The 22,214-nt window shown below is 75.7% G+C and carries 9 protein-coding genes; 7 read left to right on the forward strand and 2 right to left on the reverse strand.

Translation table 11 applies throughout. The annotated features are described in order from the left end of the window. Positions 1-39 precede the first annotated feature (39 nt). From ACZ6O2_RS00005 to ACZ6O2_RS00025, 5 genes are read left to right on the forward strand one after another with little or no spacing between them, the layout of a single operon-like run. Complete coding sequence (locus ACZ6O2_RS00005) at positions 40-1,986, forward strand: acyltransferase domain-containing protein (RefSeq protein WP_466021701.1); 1,947 nt, start codon at positions 40-42, stop codon at positions 1,984-1,986. After that, positions 1,983-7,997 (forward strand): non-ribosomal peptide synthetase, encoded by a 6,015-nt coding sequence (locus ACZ6O2_RS00010; RefSeq protein WP_466021483.1) that lies wholly within the window; start codon positions 1,983-1,985, stop codon positions 7,995-7,997. The genes ACZ6O2_RS00005 and ACZ6O2_RS00010 overlap by 4 nt, the downstream gene beginning before the upstream one ends. Before the next feature lie 11 nt (positions 7,998-8,008). After that, on the forward strand, positions 8,009-15,097 hold the full coding sequence (locus tag ACZ6O2_RS00015) for an SDR family NAD(P)-dependent oxidoreductase (protein WP_466021484.1): 7,089 nt from the start codon (positions 8,009-8,011) through the stop codon (positions 15,095-15,097). Further along, a complete protein-coding gene (locus ACZ6O2_RS00020) occupies positions 15,094-18,306 on the forward strand; it encodes a non-ribosomal peptide synthetase (RefSeq protein WP_466021485.1) in 3,213 nt (1,070 codons plus the stop codon). Before ACZ6O2_RS00015 ends, ACZ6O2_RS00020 begins: the two co-directional genes overlap by 4 nt. Then, a complete protein-coding gene (locus ACZ6O2_RS00025; protein WP_350702757.1) occupies positions 18,269-19,423 on the forward strand; it encodes a hypothetical protein in 1,155 nt (384 codons plus the stop codon). Before ACZ6O2_RS00020 ends, ACZ6O2_RS00025 begins: the two co-directional genes overlap by 38 nt. A 1-nt stretch (position 19,424) precedes the next feature. Here ACZ6O2_RS00025 and ACZ6O2_RS00030 read toward each other — a convergent pair whose 3' ends face one another. Both ACZ6O2_RS00030 and ACZ6O2_RS00035 read right to left on the reverse strand, forming a co-directional pair. Then, positions 19,425-20,150 carry an ABC transporter permease gene (locus ACZ6O2_RS00030; protein ID WP_466021486.1) on the reverse strand — a complete coding sequence of 242 codons (726 nt, stop codon included), beginning with the start codon at positions 20,148-20,150 and terminating at the stop codon, positions 19,425-19,427. After that, positions 20,134-21,087 carry an ABC transporter ATP-binding protein gene (locus tag ACZ6O2_RS00035; protein ID WP_350702753.1) on the reverse strand — a complete coding sequence of 318 codons (954 nt, stop codon included), beginning with the start codon at positions 21,085-21,087 and terminating at the stop codon, positions 20,134-20,136. The genes ACZ6O2_RS00030 and ACZ6O2_RS00035 overlap by 17 nt, the downstream gene beginning before the upstream one ends. Before the next feature lie 90 nt (positions 21,088-21,177). Between ACZ6O2_RS00035 and ACZ6O2_RS00040 the strand changes: the two genes are divergently transcribed. Continuing rightward, positions 21,178-21,801, forward strand: coding sequence for a TetR/AcrR family transcriptional regulator (locus ACZ6O2_RS00040; RefSeq protein ID WP_466021487.1), 624 nt, complete (start codon positions 21,178-21,180; stop codon positions 21,799-21,801). 163 nt (positions 21,802-21,964) lie between these two features. Continuing rightward, entirely contained in the window at positions 21,965-22,165 is a 201-nt protein-coding gene (locus tag ACZ6O2_RS00045) for an MbtH family protein (RefSeq protein ID WP_357464348.1), read from the forward strand. The last annotated feature ends 49 nt before the right edge of the window (positions 22,166-22,214 follow it).

Raw genomic sequence — 22,214 nt, forward strand, 5'->3', positions numbered from 1 at the left:
GCGGTGTTGGCGGTTCGGGAGGGTGTGGTGCCGCCGACGGTGCATTTTCGTGAGGCGAATCCGAAGTTGGCGTTGGAGTCGTCTCCGTTTTTTGTAAACGGTGAGTTGGTGTCGTGGCCGGTGGTGGGGGTGCGGCGGGCTGGGGTGTCGGCGTTGGGTGTTGGTGGGACGAATGCGCATGTGGTGTTGGAGCAGCCGCCTGCGGTGGGTTCGGTTTCGGGTGGGGTGCGGGGTTGGCAGGTGGTGGTGGTGTCGGGGCGGACGCCGTCGGCGTTGGTGGAGGTGGGTCGTCGGGTCGGTGGGGTGCTGGCTGATGGCCGGGTGGGGTTGGCTGATGTGGCGTACACGTTGCAGGTGGGTCGTCGGCATTTCGAGCGTCGGCGGGCGGTGGTCTGCCGCGACGCCACCCAGGCCGCGGCCGCGCTGACCGCGCCCCCGACCGGCACCGTCGACTTCCGGCCCGGCCGCAAGGTCGCCTTCCTCTTCCCCGGCGGCGGCAGCCAGTACGTCGGCATGGGCCGCCAGCTCTACGCCACCGAGCCGGTCTTCGCCCAGCACCTGGACCGCTGCGCCGACCTGGCCCTCGCCCGGCTCGGTTTCGACCTGCGCGACGTGGTCCGCGCCCCCGACGGCGACCGCGCCGTCCAGGAGTTCCTCGGCACGTCCGCCGGGGTCACCACCGCGCTGTTCGCGGTGGAGTACGCGCTGGCCATGCTCTGGCAGTCGTGGGGCGTACGCCCCGAGGCGATGCTCGGGCACAGCAGCGGCGAGTACGTGGCCGCCTGCCTGGCCGGTGTGTTCGACCTCGCCGACGCCATCGACACCGTGGCCCTGCGCGGCCAGCTCATCGACCGGCTGCCCGGCGGCGCCATGCTCGCCGTCTCGCTGCCCGAGGAGGAACTCGCCGCCCGGCTGGGGCCGGAACTCTCCATCGCCGCGGTGAACGCCCCCGGCCAGTGCACCGTCTCCGGCCTGGTGGAGCCGGTGCAGGAGCTGGCCGGCCGGCTCGCCGCCGACGGGGTGGACTTCCGCCGGCTGCACGTGCAGACCCTCGGCCACTCGGTGGCCATGGAGCCGGTGCTCGACGAGTTCCGCGCCCACGTCGCCGGCCTCACCCTGCGGGAGCCGTCGCTGTCGTACGTCTCCAACGTCACCGGCACCTGGATCACCCCGGCCGAGGCCACCGACCCCGACTACTGGGTGCGGCACCTGCGCGGCACCGTCCGCTTCGCCGACGGGGTGCGGACCCTGCTCGCCGGCTCCGCCGACCGGATGCTGGTCGAGGTCGGCCCCGGCACGGTGCTCGGCGCGTTGGTGGGGGCGAACGGCGACGGCGCGGCCCCGCCGGTCCTGCCGTCCGTCCGCCACCCCCGCGACTCGCAGCCCGACCAGGCGTTCCTGCTGGCGACCCTGGCCCGGCTCTGGGAGTCCGGCGTGGACGTCGACTGGGAGTCCTTCGCGGCCGGCCAGTCCTGCCGCCGGGTGTCCCTGCCGACCTACCCGTTCGAGCGCCGCCGCTACTGGATCGACGTGCCGGAGGACGGCCCCGTACCGGTGCAGGACGACTCGGTCGCCCTGCGCCGGGCGCCGGAGCCGGTGGACGCCGGCCCGACCAGCCTCGACGTGGACCTCGGCAGCACCCTGCACCAGCGCCCCCACCTGATCACCGAGTACGTCGCGCCCCGCGACGACCTGGAGGAGTCCATCGCCGCCGCCTGGCGCGAGCTGCTCGGCTTCGAGACCGTCGGCGTGCACGACAACTTCTTCGCCCTCGGCGGCAGCTCCCTGCTGACCACCCGCCTGGTCACCCGGCTGCGGGAACGCTTCGCGGTGGACCTGCCGCTGGAGGAGCTGTTCAAGGCGCACACCATCGCCGCCCAGGCCACCATCATCCGCGCCCTCCAGGACACGGAGCCCGCACCCGGGTCGGACGGAACCCCGTCCTCCGCAGCCGACAGCGCCGGGCCGGACGGGGCCGCGCGATGAGCGTCGACGAGCAGCGCGGGGCGCGCCCCGCCCAGGCGTTGTCCCCGGCCAAGCAGGCGCTGCTGTCGGCCTGGTCCAAGGGGCGGCGCGGCACCCGCGACGAGATCCCCCGCCGGGGCGACGGCGGCCCCGCCCCGCTCTCCTTCTCCCAGCAGCGCCTCTGGTTCCTCGAACGGATGGTGCCGGACAGCCCGGCGTACAACACGCCGATGGCGGTCGAGCTGCGCGGGCCGCTGGACGTGGCGGCGCTGCGGGACAGCGTGCAGCGCATCGTCGACCGGCACGAGGCGCTGCGCACCACCATCCGGGAGGCCGACGGCGAGCCGGTGCAGGTGGTCTCGCCGCCCACGGCCGTCGACCTGCCGGTGACCGACCTGACCGGGCTGAGCGAGGCCGAGCGCGACGAGCGCGTACGCCAGGCCCTCCAGGAGGAGGCCCGGCGGACCTTCGTGCTGGCGGTCGGGCCGCTGGTCCGGTTCGGGCTGTTCCGGCTCGCCCCGGACCGGCACGTCTTCCTGGTCAACTGGAGCCACCTGATCGCCGACGGCTGGTCGGGTCGGGTGTTCTCCCGGGAGCTGGCCGAGTGCTACTCCGCGCTGGTCGCCGGCGGCACGCCCCGCCTGCCCGAGCTGAAGCTCCAGTACGCCGACTACGCGGTCTGGCAGCGGGCCCAGATGTCCGGGCCGACGCTGGCCCGGCAGGTGCGCTACTGGCGGGACCGCCTCGCCGGGATCCCGGCGCTGCTGGAACTGCCCACCGACCGGCCCCGGCCCACCGTGCAGAGCTTCCGCGGCGACACCCTCCGGTTCACCGTCGACGAGCGGCTCACCGGGCGGCTGCGCGCCCTCTGCGCCGGCACCGACAGCACGCTGTTCATGGTGCTGCTCGCCGCCTTCACGGTGGTGCTCTCCCGCTGGTCCGGGCAGCCCGACGTGGTCGTCGGCACGCCGGTGGCCAACCGCAACCGCCCCGAGCTGGAGGACCTGTTCGGCTTCTTCGCCAACACCCTGGCGCTGCGGACCACGGTGACCGGCGACCCGACCTTCCGGCAGTTGCTGACCCGGGTCGGCGCCGACGTGTCGGCCGACTTCGTCCACCAGGACCTGCCGTTCGAGAAGCTGGTCGACGAGCTGCAACCCGAGCGCAGCACCAGCCACAACCCGGTGTTCCAGGTGATGCTCGCGCTGAACAACACCCCGCCGCCGCGCGTCGACCTGACCGCCGACACCCAGCTCGTCGGGCTGGTCGAGGGGGACACCGGGTCGGCGAAGTTCGACCTGTGGCTGTCCCTGGCGGACGCCGGGGACACGCTTCCCGGCGGGCTGGAGTACGCCACCGACCTGTTCGACCGGGACACCGTCGAGCGGATCCTGGCCAGCCTGCTGCGCCTGCTCGACCAGGTCTGCGCCGACCCCGACGCCCCGCTGTCCCGGCTGGAGCTGACCGACGACGAGGAACGCGACCGCGTCCTGCGGGCGTGGAACGACACCGCCGCCCCGGAACCCGCGCCGCGCGTCCTGCACGAGCTGATCGCCGAGCAGGTCCGGCGCACCCCCGGGCACGTCGCCGTCCGGCTCGACGACCGGTCGCTGACCTACGCCGAGTTGGACCGCCGCAGCAACCGGCTGGCCCACCGGCTGCGCCGGCACGGGGTGGGACCGGACAGCCGGGTCGCGGTCTGCCTCGACCGCTCGCCGGAACTCCTGGTGGCGCTGCTGGGCGTGCTCAAGGCCGGCGGCTGCTACGTGCCGCTGGACCCGGAGCACCCGCCCGCGCGGCTGGCGTACCTGCTCGCCGACTGCGGCGCGGAGATCGTGCTGACCGGCGACGGCGGGCGGGACGTGCTGCCCGCCGACGCGCCGCCGGCGATCGACCTGCACCGCGACGACTGCGCCGAGGGGCCCGAGCAGGCCCCGCCCAGCGGGGTCACCGAGGACGACCTGACGTACGTCATCTACACCTCCGGCTCCACCGGGATGCCGAAGGGGGTGATGAACAGCCACCGCGCCGTGGTGAACCGGCTGCGCTGGATGCAGCGCCGCTTCGAGCTGACCGCCGGCGAGGCGGTGCTGCAGAAGACCCCCGCCAGCTTCGACGTCTCGGTGTGGGAGTTCTTCTGGCCGCTGCTGGTCGGCGCGACCGTCACCATGGCCCGCCCCGACGGGCACCGCGACCCCGGCTACCTGGTCGACCTGATCAACGAGCAGCGGATCACCACCGTCCACTTCGTACCGTCGATGCTCCGGCTCTTCCTGGACGAGCCGCGCTCGGCCACCTGCACCGGGCTGCGCCGGGTGGTGTGCAGCGGCGAGGCGCTGCCCCGCGACCTGGTCCGCCGCCTCCAGGAGCGGCTGCCCGCCCGGCTCGACAACCTGTACGGCCCGACCGAGGCCGCCGTGGACGTCACCGCCTACCGGTGCCCGCCGGGGGAGGACGCCACCGACGTGTCGATCGGCGCCCCCGTCGACAACACCAGCGTCTACGTACTGGACCCGGCCGGCCGGCCGGTGCCGGTCGGCGTGCCCGGCGAGCTGTGCATCGGCGGCATCCAGGTGGCCCGCGGCTACCAGGGTCGGCCCGCGCTGACCGCCGAGCGGTTCGTCCCCGACCCGTTCACCGACCGCCCCGGCGCCCGGATGTACCGCACCGGCGACATCGTCCGGTGGCGGCCCGGGGGCACCCTGTCCTACCTCGGGCGGGAGGACCTCCAGGTCAAGCTCGGGGGGATCCGCTTCGAACTGGGCGAGATCGAGGCGGCCCTGCGGGAGCACCCCACCGTCCGGGACGCGGTGGTCACCGTGCACCGCGACGCCGCCGGCGGCGAGGGCCAGCTCGTGGCGTACGTGGTGCCCCGCTCCGGGGAGCAGCCGGAGCCGGCCGCGCCGGTGACCCCGGACGAGCCCCCGGCGACCGGCGACGTCGACGGCACCGTGCACCAGTGGGCGCGGGTCTTCGACGAGGCGTACACCGAGCCGGAGACCGCCGACGCGGCGGACAGCAACTTCTCCAGCTGGAACAGCAGCTACACCGGCGCCCCGATCCCGCCCGACGAGATGCGGCGGTGGGTCGACGAGACCGTCGCCCTGGCCCTGGCGGAGCCGCCCGGGCGGGTCCTGGAGGTGGGCTGCGGGCTCGGCCTGCTCCTGCTGCGCATCGCGCCGCACGCCGCGTCGTACCACGGCACCGACATCTCCCGGTTCGCGCTCGGCCAGGTCCGCGCCGAGGTCCGGGCCCGCGGCCTGGCGAACGTGACCCTCGACGAACGGGCCGCGCACGAGCTGGCGGACCTGCCCGCCGGGTCCTTCGACACCGTGCTGCTGAACTCGGTCGTGCAGTACTTCCCGGACGCCGACTACCTGCGGCAGGTGCTGGCGGAGGCACGCCGGCTGGTCGCCCCGGGCGGCCGGATCGTCGTCGGCGACGTGCGCAGCCTGCCCCTGCTGGCCGACTTCCACCGCTCGGTGGAACTGCACCGGGCGGACCCGGACGCCGACCCGGCGGTGGTGCTCGCCCGGGCGGCCGCCCGGACGTGGCAGGAGGAGGAGTTGGCGCTGGACCCGGCGCTGTTCACCTCCCTCGGCGACATGCCCGGCGTCGCCGCCGTCGAGGTGCGGCTCAAGCGCGGCGGCTACGACAACGAGCTGAGCCGGTTCCGCTACGACGTGGTCGTCCGCGTCGCCGCCGACCCGGCGGCGGATGGCCCGGCCGCACCGGAGCCGGCCGCCGACCCCCTCGGCTGGGAGGGTGACCTGGCCGGCCGGCTGCGCGACCGCCTCCGGGAGGAGCCGGTGGTCGCCGTGACCGGGATACCCAACGGCCGCCTCCGCGAGATCGCCGTCCTGCGGGCCGGCGACGGCGCCTGCCGGACGGTGGGCGAGCTGCGTGCCCGGGTCGACCGGGAGCCGCCCGGCGTCGACCCCGACGAGCTGTACCGGCTCGCCGACGAGCTGGGCGTGGGCGTCGTCGTCGCCCCGTCGGCCGCCGACCCGACGCGGATCGACGCCCTGTTCCACCGCGCCGACGTGCGCCCGTCGTGGCCGCCGGCGCCCCCGGCGCGCGGCGGCGCGCTCGCGAACTGGCCCCGCCAGGCCCGGCTGATGGGCGAACTCGGCCCGCGCTGGCGGGCGCACCTGAAGGAGCGGATTCCGCGCTACGCCGTGCCGGCGGTGTTCGTCCCGGTGCCCGGCATCCCGCTGAGCCTCAACGGCAAGGTGGACTGGTCGGACCTGCCGGCGCCGCCGCCGGTGGCGGCCCGGGAGCGGGGAGCGCACGTCCCGCCGGCCGACGGCACCGAACAGCTCGTCGCCGACATCTGGGCGTCCGTCCTCGGACTGGAACGGGTGAGCGCCACCGCCAACTACTTCGAGCTGGGCGGCGACTCGATCCGGGGCATCCGGGTGATGGCCCGGGCCAACGGGGCCGGCCTGCCGCTGGTGCCCCGCGACCTGTTCGCGCACCCGACGGTGGCGGAACTCGCGGCGGTCGCCGACGCCCGGCTCGCCGAGGGCGGCACCGTCGACGGGCCCGCTCCGGAGTCGCCGGGCGACTGGGGGCTGTCGGACCGCGACCGGGCCCACCGGGAGCGGCTGCTGGCCGACGCCGACGTGGCGGAGGTCTTCCCGCTGGCCCCGTACCAGGCGCACATGCTGCGCCGGCTCGTCGCCGCCCCGCGTCCCGGCGAGTTCCTGGTGCAACGCGTCGACACCCTGCGCGGCCCCATCGACGTGGACCTGCTGCGCCGCTGCTGGGCCGGGCTGGCCCGCCGGTACGCCCTGCTGCGGACCATGTTCGTCTGGGCCGACCTGGACGAGCCGCTCCAGGTGGTGCGGCGCGACGTCGAGCTGCCCTCCCGGTACGAGGACTGGACCGGGCTCACCGCCACCGAGCAGGACGCGGCGCTGGCCCGGTTCCTCCGCGAGGACCAGGCGGTGGGCTGCGCCCCCGACGACCCCGCCGGCATCCGGCTGTTCCTGGCCAAGGTCGACGAGGACGCCTACCGGACCGTGTTCAGCTTCAGCTACCTGCGGATGGAGGGCTGGAGCCTCAGCGTCTTCCTCAGCGACGTCATCGGTGAATACCACCGGCTGCTCGCCGGCGAGACCCCGCAGGCCGGCACGGACGTGCCGTTCAGCCGCTACGTCGACTGGCTGCGCCGGCGCGGCGTACCGGCCGACACGCCGGCGTTCTGGCGGGACATGTTCGCCGGCGGGTGGTCGCCCACCCTGCTGGCCGCGTCCGCCCCCGACAACCGGGCCGGGGACCGGCACGGCTACGCCCGGCAGCACATGCAGGTGGACGCGCGCGTCACCGAGGCGCTGCGGGACACCGCGCAGCGGCTGCGGATGCCCCCGAACACGCTGGTCCAGGCCGCCTGGGCGGCGTTGCTCGCCCGGTACGCCGGCCGCGACGAGGCCACCCTGGGGGTCTTCTTCAACGGCCGCCCCGCGGACCTGCCGGGCGTCGAGGACCTGACCGGGCCGACGATGAACGTGCTGCCGATGCGGGTGCGGCTGCCCGCGCCGGACCGGCCCGTCGTCGACCTGCTGTCGCACGTGATGACCGTCGGCGCCGACGCCGCCCACCACCAGTACGTGGCGCCGGAGCGGGTGGCGGAGTGGGCGGGCTGGCCGGCGGGCGAGCCGATGTTCGACGCGTACCTGGTCTTCCAGAACCTCGACCCCACCCTGTTCGGCTCCACCGAGCGGGTCCCGACGTTCTTCAGCCGGCTGGCCGAGCCGTTCCGGCTCGACGTGATGCCGGGGGTGGAGCTGGGACTGATCCTGTCGTACCACCGGGACCTGCTGACCGACGAGGCCGCCGGCCGGGTGCTCGACGACCTCGTGGCGACGCTCGCGGCGATCACCGCCGACCCGTACCGGCCGGTCGCCGAGGTGCTCCGGCCGCCCGCCCGACCCGCCGCCGCGAAGGTGCTGCTGGTGGAGGGCGAGCTGGGCGGCCACCAGATCAAGGACACGCCGTTCCCCGTCCCGGCGGCGGTGGAACCACGGTGACGGAGGTGCCCATGTCCTGGATGGTGCCGATCGGCGCCGCCGACGCCGACGCGCTGCGGCGCCGGGCCGCCGAGGCCGCGGACCGGCTGGCCGCCGGGGCGGAGCCGACCGCGCAGGGCGCCCCGGCGGGCGCGGCGCACCGGCTGGTCGCCGTCGGAGGGGACCGGGCGGCGCTGGTGGCCGCGCTGCGCTCCGCCGCCGCCGGGGAGCCCACCGACGGGGTACGCACGGCCACCGGCACCGACGTCCCGCGCCTGGCGATGGTGTTCTCCGGTGAGGGCACCCAGTGGCCCGGCATGGGCGACGGGCTGTCCGGATGCGCCCCGTACGCGGACGCCCTTGACCGCTGCGACGCGGCCGTGCGCGCGCTCGGCGGCTGGTCCGTCACCGAGGAGATCCGCCGGCCGGCCGGGGCGAGCCGGCTCACCGAGACCGCCGTCGCCCAGCCGGCGATCGTCGCGGTGGAGATCGGCCTGCTCGCGCTGCTGGACAGCCTCGGCGTACGACCCGACGTGGTGATCGGGCACAGCCTCGGCGAGATCACCGCCGCGTACGCCGCCGGGGCGCTCGGCGTCGAGGACGCCATGGCGGTCGCGTACCACCAGGGCCGGATGTTGCAGCGGGCGACCGGCGGCGGCGGGATGCTCGCCGTCGGCCTCTCTGCCGGGCAGGCCACCCGACTGCTCGCCGACCTGCCCGCCGGGCTGTCGCTGGCGGCGGTCAACGGCCCGGCGAGCGTGGTGCTCTCCGGGGAGCGGTCCGCCCTGGACGCCGCCGTGGCGCGGCTGGCCGCGGACCGCGTGTTCCACCGCGACCTCGGCATCAACTACGCCTTCCACAGCCCGCAGATGGAGCCGTTCACCGGGGAGCTGGTGGCGGACCTGCGGCCGCTGCTGCGCAACGGCCCCACCACCACCGACATGGTCTCCACCGTCCACGGCGACCTGGTCGGCGGCGACCGGCTGGGCGCGGAGCACTGGGGGATGCTGTCCCGCCGGCCGGTGCGTTTCCTCGACGCGGTGGCCCGCGCCGACGCCGCCGTCCACCTGGAGATCAGCCCCACCCCGGTGCTGCGCACGGCGTTGCTGCAGTGCCTGGGCGGACGGCCCGGCACCACCGTGCTGGGCTCGCTGCGCCCCGACCGGGACGCCGCCGAGGCGGTCCACGCGCTGGCCGCCGACCTCTACCTCGCCGGCCTGCCCGTGGCCTGGGACGCGCTGCCGGAGGTGACCCGGACCGCCGGCACCCCGGCCACGGAGCCGGAGCGGGTCTCCGTCGGGTCGTCGGTCGTCGACCGGCTCCGCGCCGGCAGCCCGGCCGGGCTCGGCCACCGGGTCCGGGAGTACGTCGTCGACCGCGCGGCGGAGGTGCTGGGCCGCCACCGCTCGGAGATCCCCGCCGACGCGGGCCTGTTCGCCCTCGGCTTCGACTCGCTGACCGCCGTCCGCCTCGCCGAGCGGCTCGCCGCCGAGCTGCGTCCGCACGTCCCGGTGGGGCCGACGGTGGCGTTCGACCACCCGACCGTCGCCGACCTCGCCGCCCACCTCACCGCCCGGCTCGGCGGCGGCGACGGGGACCGGCCGGCGTCCGGGACGGCGGCGACCCCGGTCCGGACGGGCCCGGTGCCGGCGGCCGACGAGCCGATCGCCGTCGTCGGCATGGCCTGCCGGGTGCCCGGCGCCGACGGCCCGGACGAGTTCTGGCGGCTGCTGCGCGACGGCGTCGACGCCACCGCCCCGGTGCCCCGCGACCGCTGGGACGTCGACGCGCTGCACGGCGACGACCCCCTCGAACCGGGCACCATCTACGCCCGCCGCGGCGGGTTCCTGCCCACCGTGGACACCTTCGACGCCGACTTCTTCGGCATCTCCGCCGTGGAGGCGGAGAGCATGGACCCCCAGCAGCGGCTCCTGCTGGAGGTGGCCTGGGAGGCGCTGGAGCACGCCGGGATGCCGGCGGACCGGCTGCGCGGCACCCGCAGCGGCGTGTTCGCCGGCCTGTCCATCGACGACTACAAGGGACTCCAGATCGCCGACCCGGCCCGGATCGACGGCTACACCGGCACCGGCAACCTCTTCTGCGTGGCGGCCGGGCGGCTGTCGTACGTGCTCGGGCTGCGTGGGCCGTCGATGGCGGTCGACACCGGCTGCTCGTCGTCGCTGGTCACCGTGCACCTGGCCGCCCAGGCGCTGCGGGGCGGCGAGTGCGACCTGGCGCTGGCCGGCGGCGCGCACCTGATGCTCGCCCCGGACATCACCCTGTTCCTCTGCCGTGCCGGCGCGCTCGCCCCGGACGGCCGGTGCAAGACCTTCGACGCGGCGGCGGACGGCTACGCCCGGGGCGAGGGCGCCGGGATGGTGGTGCTCAAGCGGCTCTCCGACGCGATCGCCGACGGCGACGACATCCACGCCGTGCTCGCCGGGTCCGCCGTCAACCACGACGGCGCCAGCAGCGGCCTGACCGTGCCGAACGGCACTGCCCAGCAGGAACTGCTGACCGACGCGCTCCGCGCCGCCGGCCTCGCCCCGGCCGACGTCGGCTACCTGGAGGCGCACGGCACCGGCACCCCGCTCGGCGACCCGATCGAGCTGCGTGCCGCCGCGGACGTGCTGGGCCGGGACCGGCGCGAACCGCTGGTGGTCGGCTCGGTGAAGACGAACATCGGTCACCTGGAGGCGGCGGCCGGGGTGGTCGGCCTGATCAAGACGGTGCTGGCGCTGCGGCACCGGTGGATCCCCGCGCACCTGAACTTCCGCACCCCCAACCCCCGCCTGCCCTGGGACGACCTGCCCCTGTCGGTGGCCACCACCGGCCGACCCTGGCCGGAGGGCCCGGACGGCCGGCCCCGGGTCGCCGGGGTCAGCTCGTTCGGCATCGGCGGCACCAACGCGCACGTACTGCTGGCCGAGCACCGCCCCGCGACGGAGCCGGCGGGCGGCGAGGAACGCGGCGACGGCAGCGGCGACGCCCTGTTGCTGCCGCTGTCCGCCGGGTCGCCCGCCGCGCTGCGGGCCCTCGCCGGCCGCTACGCCGCCCACCTCGACCGGCACCCGGAACTCCCCGCGCCGGCCGTCTGCGCCGCCGCCGCCCGGTTCCGCGCCCCGCTGCGGCACCGCCTGGCCGTCACCGCCGCCGACCGGGATGAACTGCGCCACCACCTCGACCGGTACGCCCGGAGCCGGGCGGACGACATGGTCGAGGGCGAGGTGCGCGCCGCCCCCCGGATCGCGTTCGTCTTCCCCGGCCAGGGCTGCCAGTACCCGGGCATGGGCCGGACGCTGTACGACACCGAGCCGGTGTTCCGCACCGCCCTGCGCGAGTGCGCCGACATCCTCGGCGAGCACCTGGGCGACGACCTGGTCCGGGTGCTCCACGACGGCGGTGAGCTGCTGCACCGCACCGGATGGACCCAGCCGGCCGTCGTCGCCGTCGAGTACGCCCTGGCCCGGCTCTGGGGTTCCTGGGGCCTGGAGCCGGCGGTCGTCCTCGGCCACAGCGTCGGCGAGTACGCCGCGGCGTGCGTGGCCGGCGTGCTGCCGCTGGACGAGGCGCTCCGGCTGGTGGCCGTACGGGCCCGCCTGATGGACGCGCTGCCCGCCGGCGGCCGGATGCTCGCCGTCGCGGCGGACGGGGCGGCCACGGAGGCCGTGCTGGCCCGGCACCCCGAGGTGTCCGTGGCGGCGTACAACGGCCCGGCCGAGACCGTCGTGTCGGGCCCGGCCGGTGCCGTCGAGAGCGTGGCGCGGGCCCTGGACGACGCCGGTGTCCGGCACCGCGACCTGCGGGTGTCGCACGCGTTCCACTCGGCGCTGATGGACCCGGTCCTGGCCGAACTCGCCGCCGAGGCGGCCCGGGTCCGGCCCGCCGAGCCGCGCGTGGACGTGGTCTCCACGGTGACCGGGCGGCTGCTCGACGGGCCGATGGACGCCGACTACTGGTGCCGCAACGCCCGCGAGCCGGTGCGCTTCGCCGAGGCGGTGGGCCGCCTCGGCGAGCTGGACTGCGGGCTGGTGCTGGAGGTGGGCCCCGACCCGGTGCTGGGCACGCTCGCCCGCCGCGGGGCGCTCGTGCCGCGGGGCGTCCGGTGGGTGCCGACGATGCGCCGGGGCCGGGGCGACCGCGCCGTGGCCCGGGACGCCCTCGGCGCCGCCTTCTGCGCGGGCGCGCCGGTGGCCTGGGAGCGGGTGCACCCGGACGCCGGGCGGGTGCCGCTGCCGACGTACCCGTTCCAGCGGCGCCGCTACTGGCGCGACACGCGCCTCGGAGTCGCCAGGTCCGCCGACACCGGCCCGCTCGGGGAGCGGCTGCGCTCACCCGCCCTCACCGGCAGCGTCTTCGAGCAGGTCGTCGGCCCCGAGCTGCCGGAGCGGCTGACCGACCACGGCCTCTTCGGCGCCACCGTCGTCTCGGCCGCCAACCACCTCGCCGCGATCCTCGCCGCGACCGCCGCCGACGGGGAACCGGCCGCCGAGGTCACCGACGTGGCCTTTCCCGAGCCGCTCACCCTGACCGCCGGCGAACAGGCCCGGGTGCAGGTGCTGCTCGGCGCCCCGGACGGCCCCGGGCGAACCGCCGAGGTGGTCAGCGCGACCGGGACCGACCCGGGGCGCTGGCGGGTGCACGCCACCGGCACCGTGCGGCCGGCCGGCCCGGTGCCGGCCGAACCCGCCCGTCCCCGCGACACCGCCGGCAGCGTGGTGGTGGACCTGGAGGACCGGATGCGGGCTGCCGGCTACCGGCTGGGCCCCCGCTACCGGTGGTTGGAGTCGGTCGTGCGGCACGGCGACGAGGTCGACGCGACGCTGCGCCGCCCGCGCGTCGTGCCGCCGTCCACGCGACCGGAACCCGGCCTGCTCGACTCGTGCCTGCGCCTGGTCCTGGCGCTCGCCCCGCAGGCCCTGGCGACCGACGGACGCGGGCTGGCCGTCCCGGTCGGCGTCGACCGGCTCGCCTGGTACGCACCCGGGCCGACGGCCGCCGGGGACGACGACCTCACCTGCCGGGCCCGGCTGCGGTCGGCCACCCCCGACGGCGACGACCTCGTCCTCGACGTCACCCTGCGTGCCGCCGGCCGGGTCCGCCTGGTCGTCGACGGCCTGCGGCTGCGCCGGGTCCGCCGGGACGCGCTGCTGCGCGGGGCCGAGAACGGCGACCGGCTGCGCCACCGAATCGACTGGCGTCCCGCCGACCCGGCCCCGGAACGCCCGACCGACACCGCCGGCCGCTGGCTGCTCCTCGCCGACGACGGGGGCGTCGCCGACCGGGTCGCGGCCGCCGTACGCGACGGCGGCGGGACCTGCCGGTCGGTCGGGCCGGCGACGGTCGCCGACCACCCCGGCGGGTTGCCCGCCCTGCTGGCGGAGCCGGAACCGGAGCCGCTCCGCGGTGTCGCCCTGCTGTGGCCCCTCGACGACGGGCCCGGGGTGCCGGGCGGCGCCGGGGCGCTGCACGAGCGGCAGGCCCACGGCGCGCACGCCGCGCTGCACCTGCTGCACGCCCTGGCCGACCGGCACCCGGCGGCCCGGCTGGTGCTCGTCACCCGCGGCTGCCAGCAGACCGACGACACCGGTCTGGTCGACCCCACCCACGCCGCCGTGTGGGGGCTGGGTCGGGTGGCGATGACCGAGCGGCCGGACGCCGACGTGGTCCTGGTCGACCTGGCGCCAGACGGCGACCCGGCCGCGGACGCCGCCGCCGTGCTCGCCGCGCTGACCGCCCCCGCCCCGCCGCCGCAGCAGGCCGTCCGTCCGACGGGGACGCTGGTGCCCCGGCTCCTGCCGGCACCGGCGGACGGGCCGGAGACCCTGCCCGTGCATCCGGACGGCAGCTACCTGGTCACCGGCGGCACCGGCGGCCTCGGCCGCCGGGTCGCGGCCTGGCTGCTCGACCGGGGCGCGGGCCGGGTGTGGCTGCTGTCCCGGGGCGCCACGACCGTCGAGGGCGCGGAGCCCCTCCCGACCGGGGACGACCGGGTGAGGACCCTGGTCTGCGACGTCACCGACCCGGTCGCGCTGGACCTTGCGGTGGCCGAGGCGCGGCGCGCCGGCCCGCCGCTGCGGGGCGTGGTGCACGCCGCCGGCGGCCTCGACGACGCCCCGCTCGGCGCGCAGACGCCCGACCGCCTCGACGTCCCGCTCCGGCCGAAGCTGGCCGCCGCGTACCTGCACCTCGCCACCCTCCACGACCAGCTCGACTTCTTCGTGCTGTTCTCCTCGCTGGCCGGGGCGGTGGGCACCGCGGGCCAGGCCGGGTACGCCGCCGGCAACGCCTTCCTCGACGCCCTCGCCGGCCACCGGCGCGCCCTCGGCCTGCCGGCGGTCAGCATCGCCTGGGGCCCGTGGGCGGAGACCGGGATGGCGGCCCGGCTGGGAACCCGCGAGCGGGACCGGCTGGCCGCGTTCGGCCTGCACCCCCTCGACCCGGCCGCCGGGCTGGACGTGCTGGCCCGGTCCGCGTCCGGGCCGCCGTGTCTGGTGGTCGCGGACGCCGACTGGTCCCGACTCGCCGGGCACCTGCCGGAGCGGTGGCGGCCGGGCCTCTACGCCGAACTGGTCGACGCCACCCCGGCGGCGACCCGGGCCGCCGGGCCGGGATCGGGCCGTCCCCACCGGGCGCCGGAGAGCCCGCGCGAGCAGATCCTCGCCGAGATCTGGGCGGAGATCTTCCGGGTCGACCGGGTCGGCGTCACCGACAACTTCTTCGACCTCGGGGGCGACTCGATCCTCAGCCTCCGGCTGGTCGGGGCCGCCCGCCGGGCGGGCCTGCGCATCGCCGAGGCCGACGTCTTCGCCCACCCGACCGTCCGGGACCTCGCCGCCGTCGCCACCGACGACCGGGACGCCGAGGACGGGGCGGCCGGCGACCGGGAAGGCGGCGGGCGCGCCGACGCCGACGCCGCGCCGGGGTCCGGCCGGCCGGGCGGGGAGCGGGCGCCGGCCGGCGAGGGCCGCCGCGCACCGGCCGACCTGGCCGCATTCGCCGACGCCGAGCTGGACGCGAGCGACCTGACCGCGCTGGCCGCGCAACTGGCCGGGGCAAGCTCCGGCCGGCCGAACGGACGTCCCACCGCACCCGAGACGCTGAGGAAGGACAAGCCTTGACCGTTCCCGGAGTCGACAACATCTACCGGTTGTCGTACATGCAGGAAGGGCTGCTGTCGCACAGCCTCGCCGACCCCCGGGCGGCCTTCTACGTCGACCAGGTCGAGTACCGGCTGCACGGGCCGGTCGACCCGGACCTGCTGCTCGCGGCGTGGCAGGCGCTCACCCAGCGGCACGCGGTGCTGCGCACGTCGTTCCACTGGGAGGACATCAAGCAGCCCGTCCAGGTGGTCCGGGACCACGTCGAGGTGCCCATGGAGACCCTCGACTGGCGGGACGTGCCCGCCGCGGACCTGCCGGCGCGGCTGGAGGAGCGGCTGCGCGCCGACCGGCTCCAGGGTTTCGACGTCCAGCAGCCGCCGCTGGTCCGGCTGACCCTGATCCGCACCGGCGAGGAGGACTACACGTTCGTCCTGCGCTACCACCACCTGCTGCTGGACGCGTGGTCGGCGCTGATGGTGCTCGACGAGGCGTTCGCCAACTACGACACCCTGGCCGGCGGGCGGCCCCTGGAAACCCGGCCGGCGACCTCCTTCCACGAGTACGTCGGCTGGGTGCGGGCCCAGGACCTCGACGCGGCCGGGCAGGCGTGGCGGGAGGCGCTGCGCGGCGTCACCGAATCGACCACCCCGGCGTGGATCCGCCCGCCGGACGGCAGCGTCCCGGAGCCGTCCGGTCGGGACAACCCGGAGCAGGTGCTGCACGTGCCGGCGGAGACCGTGGCCGCCCTGCGCGAGCTGGGCCGGCGCCGGGAGGTCACCCTCGGTTCGTTGCTGCAGACCTGCTGGGCGCTCGTCCTGCGGGCGCACAGCGGGCGCGACGACGTCGTGTTCGGGGGCACGCTGTCCAGCCGCCCGTCGGACGTGCCGGGGGTGGAACAGACCGCCGGCCTGTTCATCAACACGCTGCCGGTGCGGGTCCGCTTCGACCCGGCCCGCTCGGTCCTCGCCACGGCCGTCGCCCTGCAACACGAACAGGCAACGTTGCGCCGGTACGACTTCAGCCCGCTGGAGCAGGTGCAGCGGTGGAGCGAGGTGCCCCCGGGCCTGCCCCTGTTCGACACCATCATGACGGTGCTCAACCTGCCCGGGGTGGGCGTGCTGCACCGGCGCAGCGGCGCGGTCGAGATCCGCGACGGGCAGTACCGCTACCGGACCAACTATCCGCTGTCGGTGCTGGTGATCCCCGAGGGCGAGCGGCTGGCCGTCCGGGTCGGCTACGACCCCCGTCGGGTCGGCCACGACGCCGTCGCCCGGCTGCTCGGGCACCTCGCGACGGTGGTCGACACCGCGGCGACGCGGCCGGACACGCCGGTGCGCGACGTGGACGTGCTGACCGACGCCGAGCGTGCCCTGGTGGCCGGCTGGAGCGGGACGTCCGCGCCGTACCCGGACGGGACGACCGTGCACGGGCTCGTCGAGGAGCAGGCCGACCTGGGTGGCGAGCGGGTCGCGCTGCGCGCCGGCGGCGAGTCGGTCACCTACGGCGAACTGGACCGCCGGGCCAACCAGCTCGGCCGGCACCTGCGCGGCCTGGGCGTGGGCCCGGACACTCCGGTCGGGCTGTGCCTGGGGCGTACCCCGGAACTGGTCGTGGCGATGCTCGCCGTGCTCAAGGCGGGCGGCTACTTCGTCGCGCTGGACCCCGACCACCCGCCGGCCCGGCTGGCCGACATCCTCGCCGACGCCGGCGTCGCGGTGGTGGTCAGCGACCGGCACCACCGCGCCGGCCTGCCGCGCGCCGGGGTGGAGACCGTCCTGCTGGACGCGCACCGCAACCGGTACGCCGACCTGCCCGACGACCGGCTGCCGGCCTCGGCCGGTCCCGACGACCTGGCCTACTCCATCTACACCTCGGGGTCGACCGGCCGGCCCAAGGGCGTGCTCGTGCCGCACCGGGGGCTGTGCAACGTGATCGCGGCCCAGCGCGCGCTCTTCGGGCTGGGCCCGGACGACCGGGTGTTGCAGTGGGCGTCGCCGACGTTCGACGCGTCGGTCTTCGACGTGGCCATGGCCCTCGGCGCGGGCGCCACCCTGCACCTCGCCCCGGCCGAGCGGGTGGCGCCGGGGCCGGACCTGCGGGACCTGCTCGCCACCGAGCGGATCACCGCGCTGACCATCACCCCGTCGGCCCTGGCGGCCGTGCCGGTCGCGGCCCTGCCGGAGCTGCGCACCCTCGTCCTCGCCGGCGAGGCGCTGCCCGCTTCGCTGGTGCGGCAGTGGCGCACCCCGGGGCGCCGGGTCTTCAACGCGTACGGCCCGACGGAGGCGACGATCTGGGTCTCGGTGCACGAGTGCGGCCCCGAGGACGAGGCCCCGCCCATCGGCCGGCCGATCCCGAACGTCACGGTCCGGGTGCTGGACGCCTCGGGCCGCCCGGTCGGCGTCGGCATCCCCGGCGAGCTGCACGTGGGTGGCGCCGGACTGGCCCGGGGGTACGCCGGGCGCCCCGAGCTGACCACGCAGCGGTTCGTGCCGGACCCGTTCGGCCCGCCCGGTGCCCGCCTCTACCGCACCGGCGACCTGGTGCGCTGGACCGAGGACGGTGCGCTGCGCTTCCTCGGCCGCACCGACCAGCAGGTCAAGGTACGCGGCCTGCGGATCGAGACCGGCGAGGTGGAGGCGGTGCTGCGCCGGCACGACGACGTGGCCGAGTGCGCGGTGGTGGCCCGCGCCTCGGACGGCTCGGACGGCACACCGGACACCCTGGTGGCGTACGTGGTGCCGGCCGGCGCGGCGCGGGTGGACGCGGAGAAGCTGCTCGCGCACTGCGCGCAGGTGCTCCCGGAGTACATGCTGCCCGGTGCCGTCGTGCCGCTGGACCGGCTGCCGCTGACCAGCAGCGGGAAGCTCGACGTGCGCGCCCTGCCGTCGCCGCGCGACCTGGCCCGGGAGCAGGAGGCACAGGCCGAGATGACGGTCACCGAGCAGGCCGTGGCGACGCTCTGGGGCCAGGTGCTCCAGGTGGAGGGCCTCGGCCCGGACGGTGACTTCTTCGCGCTCGGCGGGACCTCGATCAAGGCCACCCAGGTGGTGTCGCGGGCCCGCCGGGCGTGGCAGGTCGACCTGCCGATCCGCAGCGTGTTCGAGAACCGCACGGTGACGGCGTTCGCCGCCGCCGTGGAAGAGGCACTGGCCGCCCAGATGGATGACGACGATCAGGAGGTGCAGGATGGCGACGACCAAGGCGTGGGTGCTGCATGCCACTGAACCGGGGAGCGAGCCGACCCGGGGACAGCTGACGCTGGAGCAGATCCCGGTGCGCCGGCCCGAGGAGGGCGAGGTCCTCGTCGAGCCGCTGGTGGGCTGCTGGGAAGCCAACATGGAGCACGCGATCTCCCGGCACCCGGTGGACGTGGCACGGCAGCGGGGCGACGACAAGATCGTCCTCGGCACCTGCGGCGTGGTCCGGGTGCTCGCGGCCGGGCCCGGCGTGCGGGGCCTGCGCGAGGGCCAGGAGTGCCTGTGGATCCCGTTCGGGGTGATCGACCGCAACGGCTACGCCGAGCGGATCTGCGCGTACGACGCCCCCGGTTCGCCGGGGCTGCTGTGCGGGCGGTTCGTCACCGAGGCGCGGCTGCTGGTGCCCCTGCCCGAGCAGGGCCGCCACCCGATCGAGCGCTGGGCGCCGTTCGCCCGCTACTTCACCGCCTGGGACAACTGGCGGGTGGCCCGGCGCTGCTGGGAGGCGCAGGTCGACGACCACTGGGACGAGCCGCCCCTGGTCCTCGGCTGGGGCGGCGGCGTGGTCTGGGCGCAGTTGGAGCTGGCCCGCCGGGACGGCTTCCGCACGGCCATGGTGTCCGGCCGCGACACCCGGCTGGCCGCGATCGCCGCCTCCGGCGCCGCCCCGATCGACCGCCGCGAGTTCCCGGACCTGGACTACGACGTGGCGAAGGCCTCCGGCGACCCGGACGCGCTGGACCGGCACAAGGATTCCAAGCGGCGCTTCGTCGAGCGGGTGATGGAGCTCAGCGGCGGCCAGGGCGTCTCCATCTTCCTGGACAACATGGGCGGTGGGCTGCACCGGGTGACGTTGCAGTCGCTGGCCCGCGAGAGCGTGCTCGCCACCGTCGGTTGGAAGCACGGCATGCGGCTGTCGAACCTGCGGGCGGTGGAGTGCATCGGCCGGCACATCCACGTGCACACCCACGCCTGGCGGTTCCAGGACTGCCGACGGATCCGGGACGTGCAGGAGAGCACCGGCTGGTTGCCCGAGATCAACGAGCCGGTGGCCTCCTTCGACGCCATCCCGCAGTTGGCCGACGCCTACTCCCGGGACGCCTTCGACAGCTACTTCCCGCTGTACGAGGTCGTCCCCCGGTGAGTCAGGGCCGCCGGACGATCAGCCGGTAGGTCACCACCAGCCCGACCAGGCACCACGCGCCCATCACGAGGTACGGGGTGCCGCTGATGCCGCCGACCAGCGCCTCGCGCACGCTCTGCGCCATGTACTGGAACGGGAGCACGACGTGCACGGCCTGCAACCAGCCCGGTAGCCGGTCGACGGGGAAGTTGACGGGGGAGAACATCAGCGTGACGAAGACGACGAGCTGGGTCACCAGGCCGACCGCGGCCGGCGGGAGGGCGTGGGCCAGTCCGTAGCCGAGCGTGGTGGCGGTCAGGGCGACGAGCAGGGCGGCGAGGATCACCAGCGGGCTCGGGTCCAGTCGCAGGTCGAAGCGGAACGCGGCGACCAGCAGCGACAGCACGAGCCCGGGCAGCGCGCCCAGGATCCACACGGTGACCCCGGCGGCGACCGAGGCCATCGGTGGGACGGGCAGCGTCTGGTCGAACTCGAAGCTGCCCTGCAACTTGCTCTGCGCCACCATGTTCGGGGCCATCACCAGCCCGACGGTGATCAGCCCGATGGTGGGGCCGCCGGTGGCGAGGAACGCGGCGCTGGTCGCGTCGACGTCGGGCAGCAGGTACGCGAAGCCGACGATGATGCCGACGGAGAGCCCGGCGGAGACGATCGCGAAGAGGGGAAGCAGGAAGCGCAGCCGCAGCGTGTTCCAGCGCAGCAGCAGGGCGTAGCTACGGAGCCACGACATCGTCGACCTCCTCGTGGGTCGTCTGGTGCTCTTCGAGGGCGAGGTAGATGTCCTCGACCCGCATCGGGTACAGCGAGAAGTCCTCGATGGTGCCGGCGGCCTGCATACGGGCCGCCCACTCGGTGGCGGCCACCGCGTCGGCGGTGTCCAGCGCGTACACGAGCCGCTGCCGGTCCCGGCGCGGGGGCTGCCCGGCGAACGGCGGTGGCGCGGGTTCGTCGCTGCCGGCCGACAGGCTGACGTCGAGCCGCAGCGCCGGGCCGGCGCCGGCCCGCAGGTCGGCGACGGTGCCCTCGGCGACCACCCGGCCGTGCGCCAGGACCGAGAGCCGGTCGAGGATCCGTTCGACCTCGGTGAGGTTGTGGGTGACCAGGAGGACGGCGGCCCCGTCGTCGGCCAGCGACCGGACCTGCTGCCACAGCAGCCGCCGGCGCACCGGGTCCACGTCGTTGCTGGGCTCGTCGAGCACGATCACCTGGCCCGGCCGCACGGCGGCCAGGCAGTATGCGGCGAGGCGGCGGACGCCGCCGGAGAGGCGCTCGGCCGGGGTGTCGGCCCACTCGGTGATGTCGAGGGCCTCGAGCAGCCGCTGGGTGGCGGCGGCCGCCTCGGCCCGGCCGGCCCCCCGGATGCGGGCCACCAGGGTGATGGCCTGGCGCGGCGTGACGCCCATCAGCGGCACCTGCGCCTGCGGCTGCACCGAGCAGACCCGGTGGGCGAACCCGGGGTCGGCGACCGGGTCGCCGTCGCCGATGCGGATCGTGCCGCTGGTCGGCTTGATCAGCCCGGCGACCTGGTTGACCAGTGTGGTCTTGCCGGCGCCGTTGTGGCCGAGCAGGCCGTACACCTGGCCGGCGTTCACCCGGATGCTGATGTCGTCGTTGGCCCGCACCCCTCCGCGATACTCCTTGCAGACATGGTCCACGCGCAGCACCATGACATCTCCGATACTGGTCGGTATTCAGATACCGCCGAGTATGCGGAATGCGGAGATTCGGGTCAAGCGGAACGACGGGAGAGTCGCCTGATGGAACGAATGGGGCGCCAGGAGCGGCAGCGGCACAACCGGAACCGCCTGCTCGACGCGGCGCAGCGGCTGCTCGCCGAGCGCGGGCCGGCCGCCTCCCTGGACGACATCGCCGCCGCCGCCGGGCTGACCAAGGGCGCGGTGTACTCCAGCTTCCGCAACAAGGAGGACATCATCCTCGCCCTGCTGGACCGGCAGCTGGACCTCATCGGCACCGACCTGACCCAGGTCGACGCCGGTGAGTCCGACATGGTGCAGGCGTTCGCCGCCCTCAGCTCGGCCAACTCGACCGGCGACCGGGCCGGGGAGAACGCCGACTTCGCGCTGCTGATGATGGAGTTCTGGATCGCCGCCATGCGCAATCCGCGGGTGCGTCCCCGCTACATCGAGGCGCTGCGCCGCACCCGCGCCGGGATCGCCGCCCACCTGGCCGTCCGGGCCGACGGGCCGGATCCCGCGCTGGTGGCCCGTACCGCGACCCTGCTCCTCGGTCTGGACATCGGGCTGAGCATCCAGCGCCTCGTCGACCCCGAGTCGGTGCCGGAGACGTGGTACGCCGAGGCGTTCGAGCTCCTCGTCCGGCCGCTGTCGGGCGACGCGCCGCACCCCGACGGCGGGAGCTGAACCGCCGCCGCCAGGGGCCGGGGCCGCCGCCGGTGCCGGGAAACCACGTCGCCCGGCGCCGCCGGATCGAGTGAAGGTCGTCGTTGCCCCGGCCGCGTCGGCTGGATAGGGTCGTGCGGTACCAGTGATCTTCAGTGACCGGTTCGTGACGGGGAGGCGCGGGATGAGTTTCGAAGCGGAGCAGTATGTCGTCGTCCGCAACGCCGAGGAGCAGTACTCGATCTGGGCGGCCGATCGGCCCGTGCCGGACGGGTGGCAGGCGGTGGACGTCCGCGGCTCTCGCGAGGAGTGCCTGAGCCACATCGAGAGCGTCTGGACGGACATGCGCCCGGCCAGCCTGCGCACGGCCGGAAGCGCGGCCTGACCGACCGTCGCCGCACCGGCCCGCCGCCGGGCGGTGCCGGGGCGGCAGC

The sequence above is a fragment of the Micromonospora sp. NPDC048040 genome (assembly GCF_055587185.1).

Coding starts and splice junctions, on each gene's coding strand:
- ACZ6O2_RS00010 (WP_466021483.1), top strand. CDS start 1,983: ATGAGCGTCGACGAGCAGCGCGGGGCGCGCCCCGCCCAGGCGTTGTCC.
- ACZ6O2_RS00015 (WP_466021484.1), top strand. CDS start 8,009: ATGTCCTGGATGGTGCCGATCGGCGCCGCCGACGCCGACGCGCTGCGG.
- ACZ6O2_RS00025 (WP_350702757.1), top strand. CDS start 18,269: ATGGCGACGACCAAGGCGTGGGTGCTGCATGCCACTGAACCGGGGAGC.
- ACZ6O2_RS00030 (WP_466021486.1), bottom strand. CDS start 20,150: ATGTCGTGGCTCCGTAGCTACGCCCTGCTGCTGCGCTGGAACACGCTG.
- ACZ6O2_RS00035 (WP_350702753.1), bottom strand. CDS start 21,087: ATGGTGCTGCGCGTGGACCATGTCTGCAAGGAGTATCGCGGAGGGGTG.
- ACZ6O2_RS00040 (WP_466021487.1), top strand. CDS start 21,178: ATGGAACGAATGGGGCGCCAGGAGCGGCAGCGGCACAACCGGAACCGC.
- ACZ6O2_RS00045 (WP_357464348.1), top strand. CDS start 21,965: ATGAGTTTCGAAGCGGAGCAGTATGTCGTCGTCCGCAACGCCGAGGAG.